This window comes from Brevibacterium yomogidense (assembly GCF_016107685.1).
GTDB classification, from domain to species: Bacteria; Actinomycetota; Actinomycetes; order Actinomycetales; family Brevibacteriaceae; genus Brevibacterium; species Brevibacterium yomogidense.
The window spans coordinates 952302-970057 of sequence record NZ_JABASY010000001.1 but is presented as its reverse complement, the minus strand read 5'-3'; the positions used below and the strand labels follow the sequence as shown (position 1 = coordinate 970057).

Genomic DNA, 17756 nt, shown 5'->3' with positions numbered 1-17756 from the left:
CTCTTCGAACGACCCAGGAGGCCCCCATGCCCGCCCCTACAGCCCTCGACTTCGTCGTCACGTTCACTTGCCCGCAGCGCCGCGGGATCGTCCACGGCTTGACCGGTGTGCTCGTGGAGCACGGCGGTGACATCATCGAGCTCAAGCAGTTCGACGACCCGCTGACGGACCATTTCTTCTCGCGGATCCGCTTCTCCCTGAGTGAGGGTGCAGACCCGGAGAAGGTCCGCGCCGACTTCGCAGTGCTGGCTGAGGAGTTCCGCGCCGACTGGTCGCTGCGGCCCACCGCTCAGAAGCAGCGGGTGCTGGTCATGGTGTCGAAGTTCGGGCACTGCCTCAACGACCTGCTGTACCGCGCGCGGATGGGGGAGCTCAACGCGGAGATCGTCGCGGTCGTGTCGAACCATCCTGATCACCGCCAGACGGTCGAGTGGCACGGCATCCCCTTCCACCACGTGCCGGTCACGAAGGACACGAAGGCAGAGGCGGAGGCCCGTCTGCTGGATCTGGTGGACCGGTTCGAGGTCGATCTGGTGGTCCTCGCCCGCTACATGCAGATCCTTTCGGACGAATTGTCACGGGAGCTCACCGGGAGGGCGATCAACATCCACCATTCGTTCCTCCCGTCGTTCAAGGGTGCGAAGCCGTACCACCAGGCGTATGCCCGCGGTGTGAAGACCGTGGGGGCGACCGCGCACTACGTCAACGACGAGCTGGACGAGGGACCGATCATCACTCAGCAGGTCATCGAGGTCGACCACACTCACGGCCCGGAGGACCTCGTCGCCGCGGGCCGTGATTCGGAGAACAAGGCACTCGCCGATGCTGTGAAATGGCACTGCGACTCCCGCGTCTTCCTCAACGGCGACAGGACCGTCATCCTGCGGTGAGGAAGCCGTCTCGGTAGAGGTGGGGGCGTCGCCTCGGATGGATCGTCACCACAGCTTGACGGTGGCGGGCCCGGGCCATCACCCTGCGGTGAGGGGCAGTTCCGGGGGAAGGTCCAGCAGCGCCACCCGGAAGCGCGAGTGGTACAGCGGTCGCTGCTTCCGGTCGATGTGCCGGGGAGGCACCCACGCGGGGAGCCCGTTGAGGAAGCGCCCGTCCCACCCGGACTTCTCGAACCACCTGTGGTGGAAGGGGCACAGCAGCGTCAGGTTGTCGATCGAGGTTTCGCCTCCTCGCGCCCACGCGATGATGTGGTGGGCCTCGCACCATTCGGCGGGGGCATCGCAGTCGGGGAAGGTGCACCCCTGGTCGCGGGCAGCCAGCACTGCCATCTGACTGCGCGTCGCGAAGCGGCCCTGTGAGCGGACCTGAACGGTGCGACCCCCGTCGTCGAGCAGGTGGAGGAACGTCTGCGCGGCGTTCGACCACTGTTCGGTTGCGGCGAGGCTGACCGGTGACCCGGTGTGGGTGGTGAGGATGCTGCTGGGCTTCGTGAGGTCGTCGGGACGTGCGGTGATCACCAGCGCGTGGTCCGCGCCGTGGAGGACCCGCTCACGCGCGACGCATCGCAGGAGGAACGCGAAGCGGTCGTGGCGAGCAACCCCCGGATTGGTAGCCGCGGTCTCCTCGAAGTCCACGAAAGCTTCGGAGCGACTGCCGTCCGAGAAGACACCGCTGGGTGTGGGAACGCCACTGGACATGGAGCTCCCCGTGTTTACAGAGCCCCCGATGTGCCCAGTGCCCCCATCAGGCGCAGTGCTCCCAGTGGGCACAGTCCTCCCGCTGAATGCGGTGCCATCGCCGGCTGTCACGCCCTCGCTGAGCACAGTGGTCCCTACGTCATCCGCGTCCGGTCCGGCCGGCCGTCGGCCGAGGACTTTCTCCCACAGCACTGATTCCGCTTCGCCCTGTTCGGCCTGCCGTGCCACCGTCAACAGTTTCTGCACTTCGTGGAAGATCCTCTCCGGGAGGAGAGCCGGCCATCCAGTCTCACTGAGGACGAACTGCGGTTCGTCTTCGTCGAGCGTCCAGGTGACTCCGTTGATCTCGACGCGCGCGTCAGCATGGACTCTGACCCGGGTACTCTCCCACAGCGCTTCGAGCGGGACCTTCGGCATCTCATGGTCTCCGACAGCGGAAGAGGCCGAGTACGCATCCTCATCCGCCGGAGGAACGAAGGGGGCCGACTCCCAGGAGGTCTCACGTCGTCCGGCACCTTCCTGGTTCTCCCGGACTGCTCCGCCGTTGCTCCCACTCCCTGTTCCCGGCTCTGATCCAGGCGTCTCCGCCCCACGGACTCCAGCCTCTGCCCCGGTATCGGCCCCAGCCTCTGCCCCGGCACCCGTTCCAGCCTCTGCCTCGGTGCTGACGGTTGCCCCGGTACCCGCCCCAGTCTCTGCCTCAGTGCTGACGGTTGCCCCGACACCGGCCCCAGCTTGTGCTCCGGTTCCGGCCCCAGCTTCTGCCTCAGTGCCAGCCCCAGCCTCTGCCTCGGTGCCGGCGGCTGCCGCCGTCTTTCCGGCGTCGCCAACGATATCGGCTTGTTCAGCGTCGGCGTTGCACGCTCGGTGCGGCCGTACCGTCACAGGCACGTCCGCGTCCTTCATGCGCCCGTAGAGGAGCGCGTGCAGCGTCGTCCCCGTCGGGCAGCTCAGCAGCCCTCTCAGCCTCCAGTCACCGTTGCGCTGCTGAGCCAGGGTGACGTTGTACTTGAGCGGCTCCGGTTCGAGCGACGGCAGAGCACCGTCAGGATCGATGTGCTGGATGATGCGGTTGCAGAGCTTGGGGAAATCCCTGAGCTGCACGGTGGGCGCGAGTTCGACCAGTGTCTTCTCCACCCTGTCCGCGTACATCTGCGCAGCTGTGGGCGGGAGCGAGTCGACCGCATCGCACAGCGCACGGGCCTCATCTGCGCTGATCCGGCCATCAGCGAAGTTATCCGCAATCGCAGGGCGAACAGGCTGGAGCACTTCACCCGATTCCGAGATCCGCCCGGACAGCTGATCACTGAGGTTCGCGCGACGACGTGCTTCTCGCGGAGTGATGCGGAACTCTCCCACCAACAGGGCCTCCGTCGTCCGATATCCGTGAGCAGCGCTGTCTCCCATGCGCCGGTAGGCCGACAGCATGTCCGTGCTCACGGATTCGAGGAGCCGTCCTGCGAGTTCCAGAGCCCGCAGCACTGCGAGCGTCTCCGCAGACCCCAGAGAACCGCACGATCCGGTGTCCTCACGCAGCTCAGCCATGAGGTCGAGAAGTTCGAGGACCTGCGGCGCCCGATTCGTCAGCAGCTCTCTGTCCGCAGAGGAGAACGGCACCTTGAACGTCGGATCCTCGACGCTCTCATCGGGTTCGTGCCCCACCGACATGGCCGCACCTCCCCTGCTCCTGCTCTGAACCACCCCGCCGTGATCCATTCTGTATTCGAACAGTTTATTCGATAGGCGGCCTCCGCACCAGAGTTATTTCGCTTTCCATGCTCGCGGCTGGGTGTCCTCACATGCAGGCTTGACACTGAACAAGCATCACAAATGCCCTGGTCAGGCCATTCGCACTTGAGGTCACAGGCGGAGACCCTGGCGGGCCGTGCGTACGTAACCTGTGTACGGGATTGCTACCGCGACGCGGACGCCACCTTGCGGCAGCGAAAAGCCGAGGTCGGGACCACTTCTGGCCCCGACCTCGGCCGCAATATCGTGCATCGAGCAGACACCCGGTGCACGCCCCAGCGCGCACCAAAGCGGCACACCCAACCCGGCGTGTCAGCGCGGGATGACCCCGTGCGGGTCGAGGACGAACTTCTGCGCCGCGCCCTCGTCGAACGCCGCGTACCCCTGCGGGGCGTCCTCCAGCGAGATCGGGGTCGCCTTCACGTTCTTCCCGATGCTCACCTTGTCCGCGAGGATCGCCTGCATGAGCCCCCGGTGGTACTTCATGACAGGGCACTGCCCTGTGACGAAGGTGTGCGATTTTGCGAACCCCAAGCCGAACCGCATGGACAGGGATCCCTGCTTCGCCGCCTCGTCCGCGGCCCCGGGATCACCGGTGACGTACAGGCCGGGGATCCCCAGGCTTCCTCCGGCCCGGGTGATCTCCATGAGGGAATTCAGGACGGTGGCCGGGGCCTCGGTCGCGGCGTCCTTCCCGTGCCCGCGCGCCTCGAAGCCGACGGCGTCGATGCCACAGTCCACCTCCGGCACGCCCAGGATCTGCTCGATCTGGTCGGCCGGATCCCCCTTCGACACGTCGACGGTCTCGCAGCCGAAGCTGCGCGCCTGCGCCAACCGGTCCTCGTTGAGGTCACCGACGATGACAACGGCCGCACCCAGCAGATGCGCCGAGGTCGCAGCCGCCAGCCCGACCGGGCCGGCTCCCGCGACGTACACGGTCGACCCGACGGTCACCCCCGCGCCCACCGCACCGTGGAAACCGGTCGGGAAGATGTCCGACAGCATCGTGAGGTCCAGGATCTTCTCCATCGCCTGGTCGCGGTCGGGGAACTTCAGGACGTTCCAGTCGGCGTACGGGACCAGCACGTATTCGGCCTGGCCGCCCACCCAGCCGCCCATGTCGACATAGCCGTACGCGGACCCGGGCCGGTCGGGATTCACGTTGAGGCAGATGCCGGTCTGCCCCTCCTTGCAGTTGCGGCAGCGGCCGCACGCGATGTTGAAGGGGACGGAGACGACATCCCCCACCTTCACGAATTCGACGTCGCGACCGACCTCGACGACCTCACCGGTGATCTCGTGCCCCAGCACCAGCCCCACCGGCGCCGTCGTCCGACCGCGCACCATGTGCTGGTCCGACCCGCAGATGTTGGTGGCGATCGTCTTGAGGATGACGCCGTGGTGCACCTGTCGACCCACGTTCGCGGGGTTGACCCCCGGCCCGTCCTTGAGTTCGAACTCCGGGTACGGGGTGTCGACCACCTCGACGCTCCCGGGCCCCGCATAGCTCACTGCCCTGTTACTCATCGTTGAGTCCCCGATCCGTTGATATATCTGTCGGATATCCATGTGCCCCAGCAGTCTGCGGTCCCCGCTCACGGCCGTCAAGAGTTCGGTGAGCGCACTTCAGCGCCGCACCCACGGCTGCCGAGCATCCGTAGGACACCACCCGGATGCCCTTCCTCGCGTTCCCGCGGGAGACGACGGCGACCGTGCACCTTACCCGCACGTTCATCCGCGAATACTTGCGCTTTTCCTGCGTCCGCCGCGTTCATAGGGTTGCCGGTGACGCAGCGCACATCGGTGTGCGCCGGAGAGCCCCTCCAGTCCCAGCCGGAGAACCCCACCCTCCCCATCAGTTCCACCCCACTCACCAGTTCCGCCAGTCCCACTCGTTCCACCCTCCCCGCCAGTCCCACTCGTTCCACCCTCCCCGCCAGTCCCACCGTTGGAGCAGACACGTGGCACCTGCAGTCAATCTCAGTCCTCGTTCCGTTCGCCGTCTCACCGATTCGCTCCCTCAGGACCGGGTCGACGAACACCGGAGGCTCCTCGCGGAGCGTCCCGTCGGCATGTCACTGGCCACCCCCTTCTACAACGACCCCGCGATCTTCACCGCGGACATGGAAGGGGTGTTCGGCCGCCACTGGGTCTTCGCCGCGAGTGTCGCCGAGGTGAAGGAGCCCGGCGACTACATCACCGTCGACTACGGCCCCTACTCCCTCATCGTGCTGCGGAACGACGACGGAGGGATCAACGTGCTCCACAACGTCTGCCGTCACCGCGGCGCGCGCGTGCTCGTCGAGGCATCGGGCACCACCGGCAACCTCGTCTGCCAGTACCACTCGTGGACGTACGCCCCCGACGGTGAGTTGATCCACGCCTCCGCTCCCGGAGAGACCGAGTTCGCGAAGGGCTGCTACAACCTCAAGCGCGCACACTCCCGGGAGGTCGCCGGACTCATCTTCGTGTGCCTCGCCGACGATCCGCCCGAGGATTTCGACGACGTGTCCGCGATCTTCGAGCCGTACCTCGCGCCCCACGACCTCGGCCGCACGAAGGTGGCGTTCCAGCAGGAGCTCGTCGAGGAGGCCAATTGGAAGCTCGTCATGGAGAACAACCGCGAGTGCTACCACTGCGACGGTCACCCCGAACTCGCGTGCTCGCTGTTCCCCACGTGGGGGCTGACGGAGGGGATCATCCCTGCGCACCTCGAGGACGTGTGGCAGCGCAACCTGTCCGCGGAGCTCAACCTCCAGCAGCGGTGCGAGCGCTACGGCATCCCGTACGAGGTCGTCGAGGAGCTCGACACCCGCATCGCCGGCATCCGCATCTCCCGCGAACCACTGGACGGCGACGGGGAGTCCTTCTCCGAATCCGGCCGCCGACTGTCGAAGAAGCTCCTGGGCGACCTTCCGGACTTCCGGCTGGGACGCTGCTCGATGCACCTGCAGCCCAACTCCTGGTTCCACTTCCTGTCGGACCACGTCATCACGTTCTCCGCCTTCCCGATCTCCGCGGACCGCACCGTGGTGAGGACGACGTGGCTCGTTGCGGACGACGCGGTCGAAGGAGTCGACTACGACCTCGACACCCTCACCCACACGTGGAAGCAGACGAACCTGCAGGACAAGAACTTCGTCGAGCTGTGTCAGCGCGGGACGTCCAGCCCCGCCTATGAACCGGGCCCCTACATGAAGAGCGAGTACCAGGTCGAGGCCTTCATCAACTGGTACGTGCAGCGGATGCAGGAGCACTACGCATGACAGCCCCGACCGACGAGGCCACCACCGCCACCACCACGACCACCGCCACCACCGCTGGCGAGGTCCCGCTCAAGGAGGCCGTCACCCAGCGCATCCGGGACCTCCGGATGCCGTGGAACCGCTTCCTCCAGGCGACCGCGGAGCCCGCCGGCGCCGCCCGCGCCCTCAACCCGTGGCACCCTCAGGAGTTCCTCGCGGAGTGTGTGGGGACGGTACCGGAATCTGGCGGGATGCAGACGTTCGTGTTCCGCCGGGTCGACGGTGCACCCCTGGCGTTCCGTCCGGGCCAGTACCTCAACATCGCATTCCCGGTCGACGGCCCGGACGCGGACCCTGTCGACCGCAGCTATTCGATCTCGTCGGCGCCCACGCAGCCGTGGACGTTCGACATCACGGTGAAACGGGAGGAGGGCGGACGGGTGTCCGGGTGGGTGCACGACAGCGTGCGCCCGGGAACCGTGCTGGAGATGCTGGGACCGGTGGGCGCGTTCCACCTGCCCGACGCGGAGCGCAGACCCCGCTACCTCCTCCTTGCGGCCGGTTCCGGGATCACGCCGCTCATGTCGATGATCCGGACCATCCATTCGCTGCCGGGGTACGCGGACATCGTCATGCTGTACCACGGTGCCAGGCCGGGCACGTTCGCCTTCTCCCGCGAACTCGAGTACCTGGCATCGATCGATTCGCGGATCGCCGTCTACTACTCGCTGGGCGACCGCAGCGTCGTGGGCACCTGGGAAGGCATGGTGGGCCGGCTCACCGCGTCGATGATCGAAGACGTGGCCCCGGACGCGAACGGTCGCCACGTGTACGCCTGCGGGCCCGAGGGCTACCTGGACGTCGCCACCGCCCTCCTGGGCGAAGTGGGCGTCGACGACACGGCGATCCACGTGGAGTACTTCTCCGGCGACCGCCAGGTGCGGCTCGAGTACAAGGAGGAGGTCGCACTCGCCGGCGAGCTGGCCGAGGAGTACGCGGAGGCGGTTCAGGACTACCACGAGGCCCAGACCGCCGCCCTCGACGTGTTCGTCCCCACGCCGGAAGCGGCCGCCGAAGCGGGTGAGGTCCCGGAAGACCTCGCGGGGGCGGAAGACGGCCCGGACGGGCTCGCCGATGCGACCACCGGGGTGGGCGCCGAGGCCCCCTCCCCGGAACCGGACCAGCAAGACGACACCCCCGCCGAGGCGGTGGCCACCTCGAGTGAGGCCGGCACCTCGAGTGAGGCCGGTGCCTCGGGTGAGGTGGCCACCTCGGGCGCGGCCGGCACCTCGGGAGCGATCGTCGGTTCGAAGGCAGTGACCACCTCGGGCGCGGCCGGATCTGGAGAACCGGCTGACGCCTCGGGAGCAGCCGCGGATTTCGACACCGTGGGCGACGGGCCGCTCACCATGTCGTTCGTGCGCAGCCGGCTCAACGTCCGGATCGGCCCCGACGAGGAGATCCTCACCGTCGCGCATCGGGCCGGGATCCGGATCGGCGCGAACTGCCAGGAGGGCATGTGCGGCTCCTGCAAGTCCGTGAAGCTGTCCGGCGAGGTCGACATGAACCACCAGGGCGGCATCAGGCAGCGGGAGATCGACGCCGGCAAGTTCCTGCCCTGCTGCTCGACCGCGACGACGGACCTCGTCATCGACGCGTAGCCCCGGCCGTGGGGCCACTCAGCGGTCGCTGACCGTCAGATCGGCGGTCGGGCGGGATAGTGGACAGACCGCTCCGAAGACGGACAGATGAACCGGCGGTCCGCCGAGTGTGCAGATCGGCGGGCAGGCGCTCAGCAAACGGACCGTCGAACTGCCGGTCCGCCGCTCCACAATGCAGCGCTCTGCACCCCTCGAAAGACGAAGCACCGTTCACTGGTTCGAGACACCGCACTCTGGCGCGGTGTCTCGAACCAGTCGACGGCGCTTCGCCGCCGGGCCACCGCCCGCCCACCGGCTCACCATCCGCTCACCGCCGGATGCGGGTCATCCCGGGGTCATAGACGGGTTCTGCGAGCACCTCGGCGTCGAGGACACGGCCGAAGCGCATGATGCCCAGGTGGGTTCCCGGCTCCGCGTGCTCAGCGGTGACCCACGCGAGTCCGATCACCTGGCCGGTGACGTAGCCGAAGTCGGCGCTGGTCACCCAGCCCACCGCCTCGGCGTCCGTGGCGCGACCCGTCGACGACTCCGCAGCCGAGGCCTCCGTCGAGACGAACGCGCTGCCCCCTCCACCTGCGCCCGCGCCGCCTCCGGCGAACACGGGAGAGCCCGCCTCGGGGCGGCCGGAATCCATCCGCATACCGAACGCGACCAGACGCCGGCCCCGCGACGGTTCCCGTTCGAGCGCCTCGCGACCTACGAACCCGCCGTCCTTCTGCATGCGCACGGCGAACCCGAGCCCCGCGTCCTCCGGTGTGTCCTCGCGGGTGACGTCGGAACCCCACGCGCGGTAGCCCTTCTCCAGCCGCAGGCTCGAGAACGCGGCGCGACCACCCGGGACGATCCCGTACGGCGCGCCGGCCTCCATGATGGAGTCCCACAGGTGCAGGCCGTGGGCGGCCTCCGTGTAGAGCTCCCAGCCCAGCTCACCCACGTAGCTGACCCGCAGTGCGAGCACCGGGACGCCCGCCACGCGGATGCGGGCGGCGCGGAAGTAGCGCAGGCCCTCGTGGCTGATGTCTCCTTCGGTGATCGGGGCCAGCACATCCCGCGCCCGAGGCCCCCACAGCCCGACGCAGCACGTCGACGTCGTGATGTCGTCGAGCACCACCGTGCCGGATTCCGGCAGGAGCCGTGTGAGGCGGTCGAGGTCGAGCGGCCCGTTCGCACCGATCATGTACTCCTCGCCGCCCAGACTGGTCACCGTGATGTCGGAGAGGATCCCGCCCGTCTCGTCGAGCATGAGAGAGTACGTGACGGCTCCGGGCAGCTTGCCCACCTTGTTCGAGTTGAGCCGCTCCAGCCATGCGGTCGCCCCCGCCCCGCGCACCCGGTAACGGGTCAGTGACGTCATGTCGTAGGCGGCGACGCGGTTGCGGGTCGCCCACGCCTCCGCCGCCGCGATCGGCGACCAGTTCACCTGGTCCCACGCGTCCCTCCGGGGGACGGCCACCGGCACCGAGGCGTCCGTGCCCCCGGCAGCGCCCTCGCCCGCACCAGCCGCACCGGCCGTCGTGCCCGCAGCACCAGCCGCGTCGCCGGCAGAGCCCGACTCAGCACCCGCCCCCGCCTCCGTTCCCGCACCAGCCGCCACCGACCCGTCGATCGCGGGGTCCGGCAGTGCCGTGGCTGCGGTCGCGGCCGCACCGAATGCTTTGACGGGACGTGAGCGGAACTCCGGGTCGTTGAATAGCTTGGCGTTCTGCGCGTGCCACAGCGCCCGCTCCCAGCCGTTCGCCTCGTCGAAGTATCCGCCCGCGTCCTGGATCCGGGTGTGGAAGGGGCTGGTCTTGAGCCCGCGGGTCACGACGGTGCCCTGGTGGGGGAAGCTCACGTCGTAGACCTCGTCGTAGGCTTCCGCCGCTCGTTCGCGGATCCACCGGCCGCTCAGCAGGACCGGGTCGAAGCGGGCGAAGTCGAGTTCCTGTGTGGCCACACCGGGGTCGCCGGTCATCATCCAGTCGGCGAGCACCTGGGCACATCCCGCCGAGGCCGTCACCCAGATGGCCTGCGCCGCCCAGAACCCGTCGAGCTGGGGTGAGGGGCCCAGCATCGGCCCGCCGTCGGGGGTGAAGGAGAAGACGCCGTTGAACTCGTCCTCCAGCGGCAGGTCCGCGATCGCGGGCAGCAGGCGGGCCGCCTCCGAGCGGCAGAATTCGAAGTCCTCGTGGGTGAAGCCGCGCTTCGCGGGTTCCTGCCCGGTCGACAGCATGTGCGCGGTGTCGGTGAGGTCCTCGGGTGCCAGGGGCAGGGGGCGGTGCTCGTACGCGCCGATCCCGATCCGGTTGCCGAACTCCCGGATGTACATGCCGGACCCCTGGTGGCGGAGCATGGGTCTGCCGGCCTGGTCGTCTCCCAGCGGCGTGCCGTCGGGGGCTGTTCCGGGCAGGTCCGGCACGGGCGCGGTCCACGCGTATCCGTGCTCCATCGGGTGCATGGGCAGGCGCAGCCCACCCAGTCTGCCGAGCAGGTGCCCCCAGATCCCACCGGTCGCGATGACGACGTCCGCGGGGAGCGTGCGGCGCGACGAGTCGTCGGAGTCACCGCCCACAGTCTGCTCCGCCGCCGAGGTGCCGTGTCCGTCAGCGGCTGCCACCGCCGAGGTGCCCTGCCCTGCCGCGCCACCGGCACCGCCTGCCGCACCCCCGTCACCGCCTGTCGCGCCACCGGCACCGCCTGCCGCATCCCCGACGACGACGCCGGTGACGCGGCCGTTCTCGGAGACCACGTCGACGACCCGGGTGAGGCCGAGTGCCTTCGCACCGCCCTCCTCCGCACGGGCGAGCTGGTACTCGACCGCGCGCTTCGAGAAGACGATGCCGTCGGTGGGGGTGTGCAGCGCGCCGATGATCTCCGAGGTGTCGATCCCCGGCCACATCTCCGCGACCCGGCTGGGCTCGATGAGCTCCGCGGGGACGCCCCAGGCGCGGGCGTAGCCGTAGCGGCGACGCAGCTCCGCCAGCTGACCTTCCGTCGTCGCGAGCTCGAGCCCGCCCACGCGGTCGAGGATCCTGCGGCCGTCGACCTCCAGGCCCTCGAGCTTGTCGAGTGTCCGCTGTGCCAACTGGCACATGATGCGGGAGCCGTTGATCTGGAAGACGAACCCGGGAGCGTGCGAGGACGACCCGCCGGGGACGGGCAGCGGGCCCTGGTCGATGACGGTGACGTCCGTGCATCCGCGCTGCACGAGTTCGTCGGCAAGCGCCGCGCCGACGACACCTGCGCCGATCACGACGATACGGGCGTCGCGGTCGACGGGGCCCGGTCTACGGGCGGAGACCCGGTCGGTCAGTGTGATCGGCCCGCTGGGGGCCGTTGTGCGGGGAGTCGCCGTGCGGGGGGCCGCCGTGTCAGGAACCGTCGGGTGAGGGGTGTCTGGGGCGCCCGTGTCGGAGGCTGCGGGAGTGGCTGTCGTCGGAGCTGCGGTGGAAGCGGAGCCGGTCATGGCGCCTCCTTGGAACGGTGTGGGGTGTGCGCAGCCGCCGGGACCTCGTCGACCCGACCGCTGTTGCGCAGTACGCAACGAACGCGTATTGTGCAACCATTCAACCGTGTGACGGGCACCACGTCAAGAGGGGGATCATGAGCATTCAGTCGGTCGACCGCGCGGTCGAAGCGCTCGAGGCACTCGCCTCTTCAGGGGTTGCGAGCGTCGGCGAGATGGCGGAGCGACTCGATGTCCACAAGTCGACGGCGTCACGGATCCTCTCGTCGCTCGCAGCACACGGTCTCGTCGAGCAGAGGCAGGCGGGGGGAACGTACGCCCTGGGCTTCGGCCTCGTGCGGCTGGCGAGCGCTGTGACGAGCAGACTGGACTTCTCGCAGATCGCCCAGCTGCTGTGCGATCGGGTCGCAGAGGGGCTGGGGCTCACCGCGAACGTGGCGGTGCTCGACGACGTGCATGCCGTGAACGTGTCCCAAGCGGTGGGTGATGGCATCCTCGCGGCCCGGCACTACGTGGGGCTGCGCACCCCCGGGCACGCGACGAGTTCCGGCAAGATGCTGCTGGCGCACGACGACGAGGCGGCGACCCGCATCCGCAGGCGCACCCTCTCCGCGCATACGGAGCGGACGATCATCACCCCGACCGGTCTCAAGGAGGAACTGGAACGGGTGTGCGACCAGGGGTGGGCCGCCTCGAACGAGGAGTGGGAGAAGCACACGACGGCGGTCGCGATCCCACTCCACCTCCCCGACGGTTCGGTCGAGGCCGCGCTCACCGTCACGGGGCCCACGCACAGCCTGCCCCCGGAGACTTTCGCACGGACCGCCGCGCAGCTGAAGGAGTTCGCCACGGCGTCGGGCCGCTGGAACTGAACTCGAGGGGTGGCGGGACTCGGACTCCGGGCCGCTGGAGCTGAACGGCGCGGAGCGGGATCGTGCGCCGCCCCGGCCGGGACGACGCGCCCCGCTTGGAGGATGCTTCCCGTCGCAGGACGGTCCTTCCGGCACAGTGTCGGCACATCAGCCGTTCGAGAATGAGACCCTTGGAGGGTGCATTCTCCTTCTCTTCCAACCGGGCTCACAGCGCTCCGCACGCGGGTTCCCGCGCTGGCCCTCGCCGTACTCGTCGTGCTCACCGGCTGCGACGTCGGGCAGGAACGCCCTCCCGCCGAACGGGAAGCATCCGCAGAGGCAGCAGGGTCGGACGGCACCGAGGACTCGGCCGGCATCCGCGACGCCGCTGACGACCCATCGCCTTTCCCCGCCCCCACGCAGGCGGCGCCCACTCCCCTGCCGACCGACGTCCCGAAGGCGGGCAGCGGGGAATGGGATGTCGCGGAGGACGGGTCGGAGGCCTCCGGCGAGGGACGCACTTTCGCGGTCGCAGTCCGCGTCGAGTCGAATCTTCCGATCGACGTCGACCAGGCGACCGGCTTCATCCTGGAGACGCTGCGGGACGACCGCGGGTGGGAGGAGCTGGACGGGGTCGCCTTCGCGCTCGTTCCCGACACGGAGGGGGCGGATGCGGTCATCAGCATCGCGTCGCCGGACACGACCGACCGCATGTGCGCCCCACTCATCACGAACGGCGAGCTGTCCTGCCGCAGCGGGCGCGACGTCATCCTCAACGCGAAGCGGTGGGTTTCCGCGACCGACGAGTTCGACTCACTCCCCCAGTATCGCCAATACCTCATCAATCACGAGGTGGGGCACGCTCTGGGGCACGGCCACGAGAGCTGCCCGGGCTCCGGCGAACCCGCACCGCTCATGCAGCAGCAGACGAAGGGGCTCAACGGCTGCGAGCCGAACGCCTGGCCCTCCGTCGCCTGACGGCACCCACGCCGCACGCAGTCACGTGAACGTGACGACGGTCTTCCCCCGAGCATGCCCCTGCTCCACCCGCGCGACGGCCCGGCCCGCCTCCTCGAAGGGCACCGGGTCGTCGAGCACGATCTCGAGGTCCCCACCTGCGGCCATCGTCGCGATCCGTCCGAACACCTCGGTGGTCCGCCGCCGCGTCACACGCACCCCACCCGCCGCCGAGGCCCCCTCCGGGTCCGCGATGCTGCGCACCCGGGTGCCCCTCAGCAGGGTGAGCCCCTGGGCGAGCACGTCGCCGCCCACACAGTCGAGCAGCGCGTCGACCTGCCCACCCACACGCTCCTCCCACCCGTTCCCGGACGCGACGTGCACCGCACCGAGCCGTTCGACGAGCACTCGCTTCTCCGCGCTCGCCACGCCGATCACTCGCGCACCGGTCTGCCGGGCGAGTTGGATCGCGTGCACGCCGACCCCGCCGCCAGCTCCCAGCACCAGGACGGTGTCGTCCTTCCCGCAGTCCAGTTCCTCCACTGCGTCGTAGGCGGTGCCGGCTGCGACCGGGATGCTGGCCGCACGCAGGGGGTCGAGTCCGTCCGGCAGACGCACCACGCTCGCCGCGGAAAGGAGCGCCTGCTCCCCGAACGCGCCGGTCCCCGCTGCGCAGGCCCCGAAGACCCGGTCGCCCACTGCGATCCCCGCGGGTGCGTCAGCGCCCAGCGCGAGGACCTCCCCGCACGCCTCTCGCCCCATCGCCATGGGGAAGACGACGGGGAAGCCCTGCTGGCGGGCGCCCGATCGCACCTTCACATCGGCAGGATTCACCCCGGCGGCAACGACCCGGATGCGGATGGTCTCCGGACCGACGGTCGGCACGGGGACGCGGTGGAACCCCTGAACATCGGGCCCTCCGTAGGTCTCGAACCCGAAGATGTACATGGCCCCTACCCCGTTTCTCCCTGACGGCGAACGTCGCCTATGACGCGCGCCCGAATCTGATGGTGCACGTCACGCGCGACGTGCACCCGAATCGACCGGCGACGTACCCTACGGTAGTAGCAGGACGACGTTCGGCTCCCACGATGGCGATCGATGGCGTGGACGCTCAGGCGCCCGCCGCTCGCTCAGCGACTCCCTCGCACAACGACAGCACGACCCGCCCGTCGCAGGACCAAGGAGACACGACCCGCATGCCCATCACGTTCGCGCATCCGCTCGCGGTCGCCCCCCTCGCGCGGACCGGCCTGCCGCTCGGCGCTCTCGTCGTCGGCACCGTGGTGCCGGACCTGCCGCTCTTCGCCCGTGCGATCCCGGGGCTGGACCGTCTGGGTCGGGCGCTCGGCGACCCGGGCCTCCCGTCGATGGCCGCACAGTATCGGTACCTCCACTCGCCGCTGGGGCTCTTCACCGCGAACATCGTCATCGGCCTGCTCGTCCTCGCACTGTGGTGGTGGCTGCTGCGGCCTGCGTACCGGGATTCCCTGTCGAAGACGCTGCGCGGCAGGACCCATGCGGCGCCCACGGGTGTGCTCACGTGGATCCTTGCGATCCCGGCCCTGGTGATCGGTTCCTTCACCCACATCGTCTGGGACCAGTTCACCCACCAGCCCACGTGGGTGTCGGAGCGCGTCGGGTTCCTCCAGGCGACAGTCGCGGGGTTCCCCGTCACGATCCTGCTCCAGTACGGCATGGGGATCCTGGGGGTCGCCGGTGTCCTCTACTGGCTGTACGCACGCATCTCCCGGCGCAACGAGCACACCGTTCCGCAGTATCTGGCGGACATGGCGACGTGGATGTTCGCGATCCCGGTCGTCGCCGGTCTGGTCGCCGTCGTGCTGGTGCTCTACCGCTCGATGAACGTGGGTGCACAGCTGTCCCTGCAGGAGTTCGCCTTCGACGCGCTCACGACCACGGTGGCGGCCATGCTCTGCGCGGCGATCGTCATGGCGGTCGTACACCGAATCATGTACATGCGGGTGCGGTGACGGCGCCGTTCACGCCGCTGACCCGTGCTCAGCCGCGCACAGCGAGAGCGAAGGGCAGCACGACGTCCGCGCCTGCGAGCCGCAGTTCGCGCGCACACACCGTGAGCGTCCAGCGCGACACGACCATGTCGTCGACGAGGAGGACCGCCCGTCCGCGCACCTGATCCGCCTGTTCCGGGGAGAGCGCGTAGGCGTTGTGGACGTCCTTGAGCCGGAACGCGCTGTTGACGTCCGGTCCGCCGTGGTCGTGGACGAGCTGCAGGTCGCCCAGGTCCACCAGCTTGCCCGACGCGGCGAGGTTCGCCGCGAGTGAGCGCACAGTCTGCGGGCGACGCGTGCTGGGCACCGCGATGACCGCGTCGGGACGACGCTCCCACTTCCACTGCTGAAGGGTCTGGACGCACAGCGCCCCGATGTCGTCGGGCACCGGCGAGTCCGCTGCGGTGGGGGCGAGGAACTCCCGCAGCCTCTGTCCCGCACCCAGGTCGGTCAACCGCGCCACTGCGCGCCCTTCATCGGCACGCTCCTCGACCGGGATGCGGCCGGACAGGGCCACTCCCAGGTTCGCCATGCCGGACGGCCACTGGCCCCGCGGCTCGATCGGGATGCCGACGGCGGACAGCACCTCGCGCGCCCTGTGCCGCGCTTCGTCGCTCACGGCGTCGTCCCACCACTGAGCGTCGCAGTTGTCGCAGCGTCCGCAGTCCTGCGGGTCCGGGTCGTCCAACGCGTCGACGAGGTAGCGCATCCGGCATCCGGTCGTTGCTTCGTAATCCAGCATCGACTGGGCTTCCGCACGGCGCACTTCCGTCACCGTGCGGTACCGCTCACCGTCATAGCTCCACCCCGCGCCCGTCGACGCGTAGCCGCCGCGCACGCGTTCGACTGCCCCGTCGACGCTCAGGGTCTTGAGGAGCAGTTCGAGGCGCCCCCTCCGGACCCCCACCCGGGTCTCCAGTGCGGGCACCGACAGGGTCCCCTCGGCCGCCAGCGCGGTGAGAACGGCCTGGGCGTCCTCCTCTGCGGGCATGGAGGCCGTCGCGAAGTACTCCCAGATGTCCGGGTCCTCGTTTCCGGGCATGAGCAGCACGTCCGCGGAACTCGTCGCACGGCCGGCACGTCCCACCTGCTGGTAGTACGCGACGGGCGAGGACGGGGCGCCCAGGTGGATGACGAAGCCCAGGTCCGGCTTGTCGAAGCCCATCCCCAGCGCGGAAGTCGCCACGAGCGCCTTCACCTCGTTGTCCTTCAACGCGGCCTCGAGCCGTTCCCGTTCCTCCGGGTCGGTGCCCCCGGTGTAGGTCGCGACGTCCCACCCGGCCTCACGCAGCGCACGGGTGGCGTCCTGAGCGGCTGCCACCGTGAGCGTGTAGATGATGCCGGATCCCAGGAACGTGCCAAGGTGTTCAGCGAGCCACGCGAGTCGCACGCCGGGCGGCCGGACCGCGGTCACCCCCAGACGCAGCGATGCGCGGGCGAGGGCACCCCGGATGACGAGTGTGTCGTCGCCCAGCTGCTCCGCGACGTCCGCGACGACCCGCGAGTTCGCGGTCGCGGTCGTCGCGAGGACCGGGGTGCCCGGCGGCAGTTCCCGGATCATCGCACCGATCCGCCGGTAGTCCGGGCGGAAGTCGTGGCCCCAGTCGGAGATGCAGTGCGCTTCGTCGACGACGATCATGCCCACGGATCCGATGAGGTCCGGCATGACGGAGTCGCGGAAGGCCGGGTTCGTGAGACGCTCCGGTGAGACGAGCAGGACATCGACCCGACCGGCGGCCAGGTCTTCACGGACTTCGTCCCATTCCGTCATATTCGCGGAGTTCAGGGTTCTCGCGACGACACCGGCCCGCGCCGCGGCGGCGACCTGGTCCCGCATGAGGGCAAGCAGGGGCGAGATGATGAGGGACGGTCCGCGCCCCGCACTGCGCATGAGCTTCGCCGCGATGAAGTACACGGCGGACTTCCCCCAGCCCGTCCGCTGGACCACCAGCGCACGCCTGCGGTGGGCGACGAGCGCTTCGATCGCCTCCGCCTGGCCGTCGCGCAGGCGCGCGTCCGGGTTCCCCGTGAGGTCGCCCAACAGCCTCGTGGCGTCGTCCAGGAGACCCGTGGTCGGTCGGTCGTCGTGCATCGAGGCACCTCCGGTCATCGAATCCGCCAGTGAAGATTTCCACCGTACGGGCACTCTAGGTGAGGGGACGGACA

The 17756-nt window shown here is 69.2% G+C and carries 11 protein-coding genes; 6 read left to right on the top strand and 5 right to left on the bottom strand.

Translation table 11 applies throughout. From position 1 onward, the window contains the following. Nucleotides 1-26: 26 nt before the first annotated feature. Nucleotides 27-890 (top strand): formyltetrahydrofolate deformylase, encoded by an 864-nt coding sequence (gene purU, locus JFC09_RS04000; protein ID WP_198392647.1) that lies wholly within the window; start codon nt 27-29, stop codon nt 888-890. Nucleotides 891-968: 78 nt separating this feature from the next. Here purU and JFC09_RS03995 read toward each other — a convergent pair whose 3' ends face one another. Both JFC09_RS03995 and fdhA read right to left on the bottom strand, forming a co-directional pair. Next, entirely contained in the window at nt 969-3317 is a 2349-nt protein-coding gene (locus JFC09_RS03995) for an HNH endonuclease signature motif containing protein (protein ID WP_198392646.1), read from the bottom strand. 393 nt (nt 3318-3710) lie between these two features. Further along, complete coding sequence (gene fdhA, locus JFC09_RS03990) at nt 3711-4925, bottom strand: formaldehyde dehydrogenase, glutathione-independent (protein ID WP_198392645.1); 1215 nt, start codon at nt 4923-4925, stop codon at nt 3711-3713. Between the two features lie 545 nt (nt 4926-5470). On the opposite strand from fdhA, the gene JFC09_RS03985 reads away from it, so the two are divergent. Further along, nucleotides 5471-6664 (top strand): aromatic ring-hydroxylating oxygenase subunit alpha, encoded by a 1194-nt coding sequence (locus tag JFC09_RS03985; protein WP_232483177.1) that lies wholly within the window; start codon nt 5471-5473, stop codon nt 6662-6664. Between the two features lie 107 nt (nt 6665-6771). Further along, nucleotides 6772-8304, top strand: a complete 1533-nt coding sequence (locus JFC09_RS03980; protein WP_232483176.1) for a flavin reductase family protein — start codon at nt 6772-6774, stop codon at nt 8302-8304. A 307-nt stretch (nt 8305-8611) separates the two neighbouring features. Here JFC09_RS03980 and JFC09_RS03975 read toward each other — a convergent pair whose 3' ends face one another. Next, nucleotides 8612-11749: an FAD-dependent oxidoreductase gene (locus tag JFC09_RS03975; protein ID WP_232483040.1), complete on the bottom strand. Its 3138-nt coding sequence runs from the start codon at nt 11747-11749 to the stop codon at nt 8612-8614. 137 nt (nt 11750-11886) lie between these two features. On the opposite strand from JFC09_RS03975, the gene JFC09_RS03970 reads away from it, so the two are divergent. Continuing rightward, nucleotides 11887-12621, top strand: a complete 735-nt coding sequence (locus tag JFC09_RS03970) for an IclR family transcriptional regulator (protein WP_198392642.1) — start codon at nt 11887-11889, stop codon at nt 12619-12621. Nucleotides 12622-12798: 177 nt separating this feature from the next. Further along, nucleotides 12799-13578 (top strand): DUF3152 domain-containing protein, encoded by a 780-nt coding sequence (locus tag JFC09_RS03965; RefSeq protein WP_332839634.1) that lies wholly within the window; start codon nt 12799-12801, stop codon nt 13576-13578. A gap of 21 nt (nt 13579-13599) precedes the next feature. Here the strand turns inward: JFC09_RS03965 and JFC09_RS03960 are convergent, their stop codons facing one another. Beyond that, nucleotides 13600-14505: an NADP-dependent oxidoreductase gene (locus tag JFC09_RS03960; RefSeq protein WP_198392641.1), complete on the bottom strand. Its 906-nt coding sequence runs from the start codon at nt 14503-14505 to the stop codon at nt 13600-13602. A 251-nt stretch (nt 14506-14756) separates the two neighbouring features. On the opposite strand from JFC09_RS03960, the gene JFC09_RS03955 reads away from it, so the two are divergent. Then, nucleotides 14757-15551: a DUF4184 family protein gene (locus JFC09_RS03955; protein WP_198392640.1), complete on the top strand. Its 795-nt coding sequence runs from the start codon at nt 14757-14759 to the stop codon at nt 15549-15551. A gap of 28 nt (nt 15552-15579) precedes the next feature. On the opposite strand, the gene JFC09_RS03950 is transcribed toward JFC09_RS03955, so the two are convergent. Continuing rightward, nucleotides 15580-17700: a RecQ family ATP-dependent DNA helicase gene (locus tag JFC09_RS03950; protein ID WP_232483039.1), complete on the bottom strand. Its 2121-nt coding sequence runs from the start codon at nt 17698-17700 to the stop codon at nt 15580-15582. Nucleotides 17701-17756 lie beyond the last annotated feature (56 nt).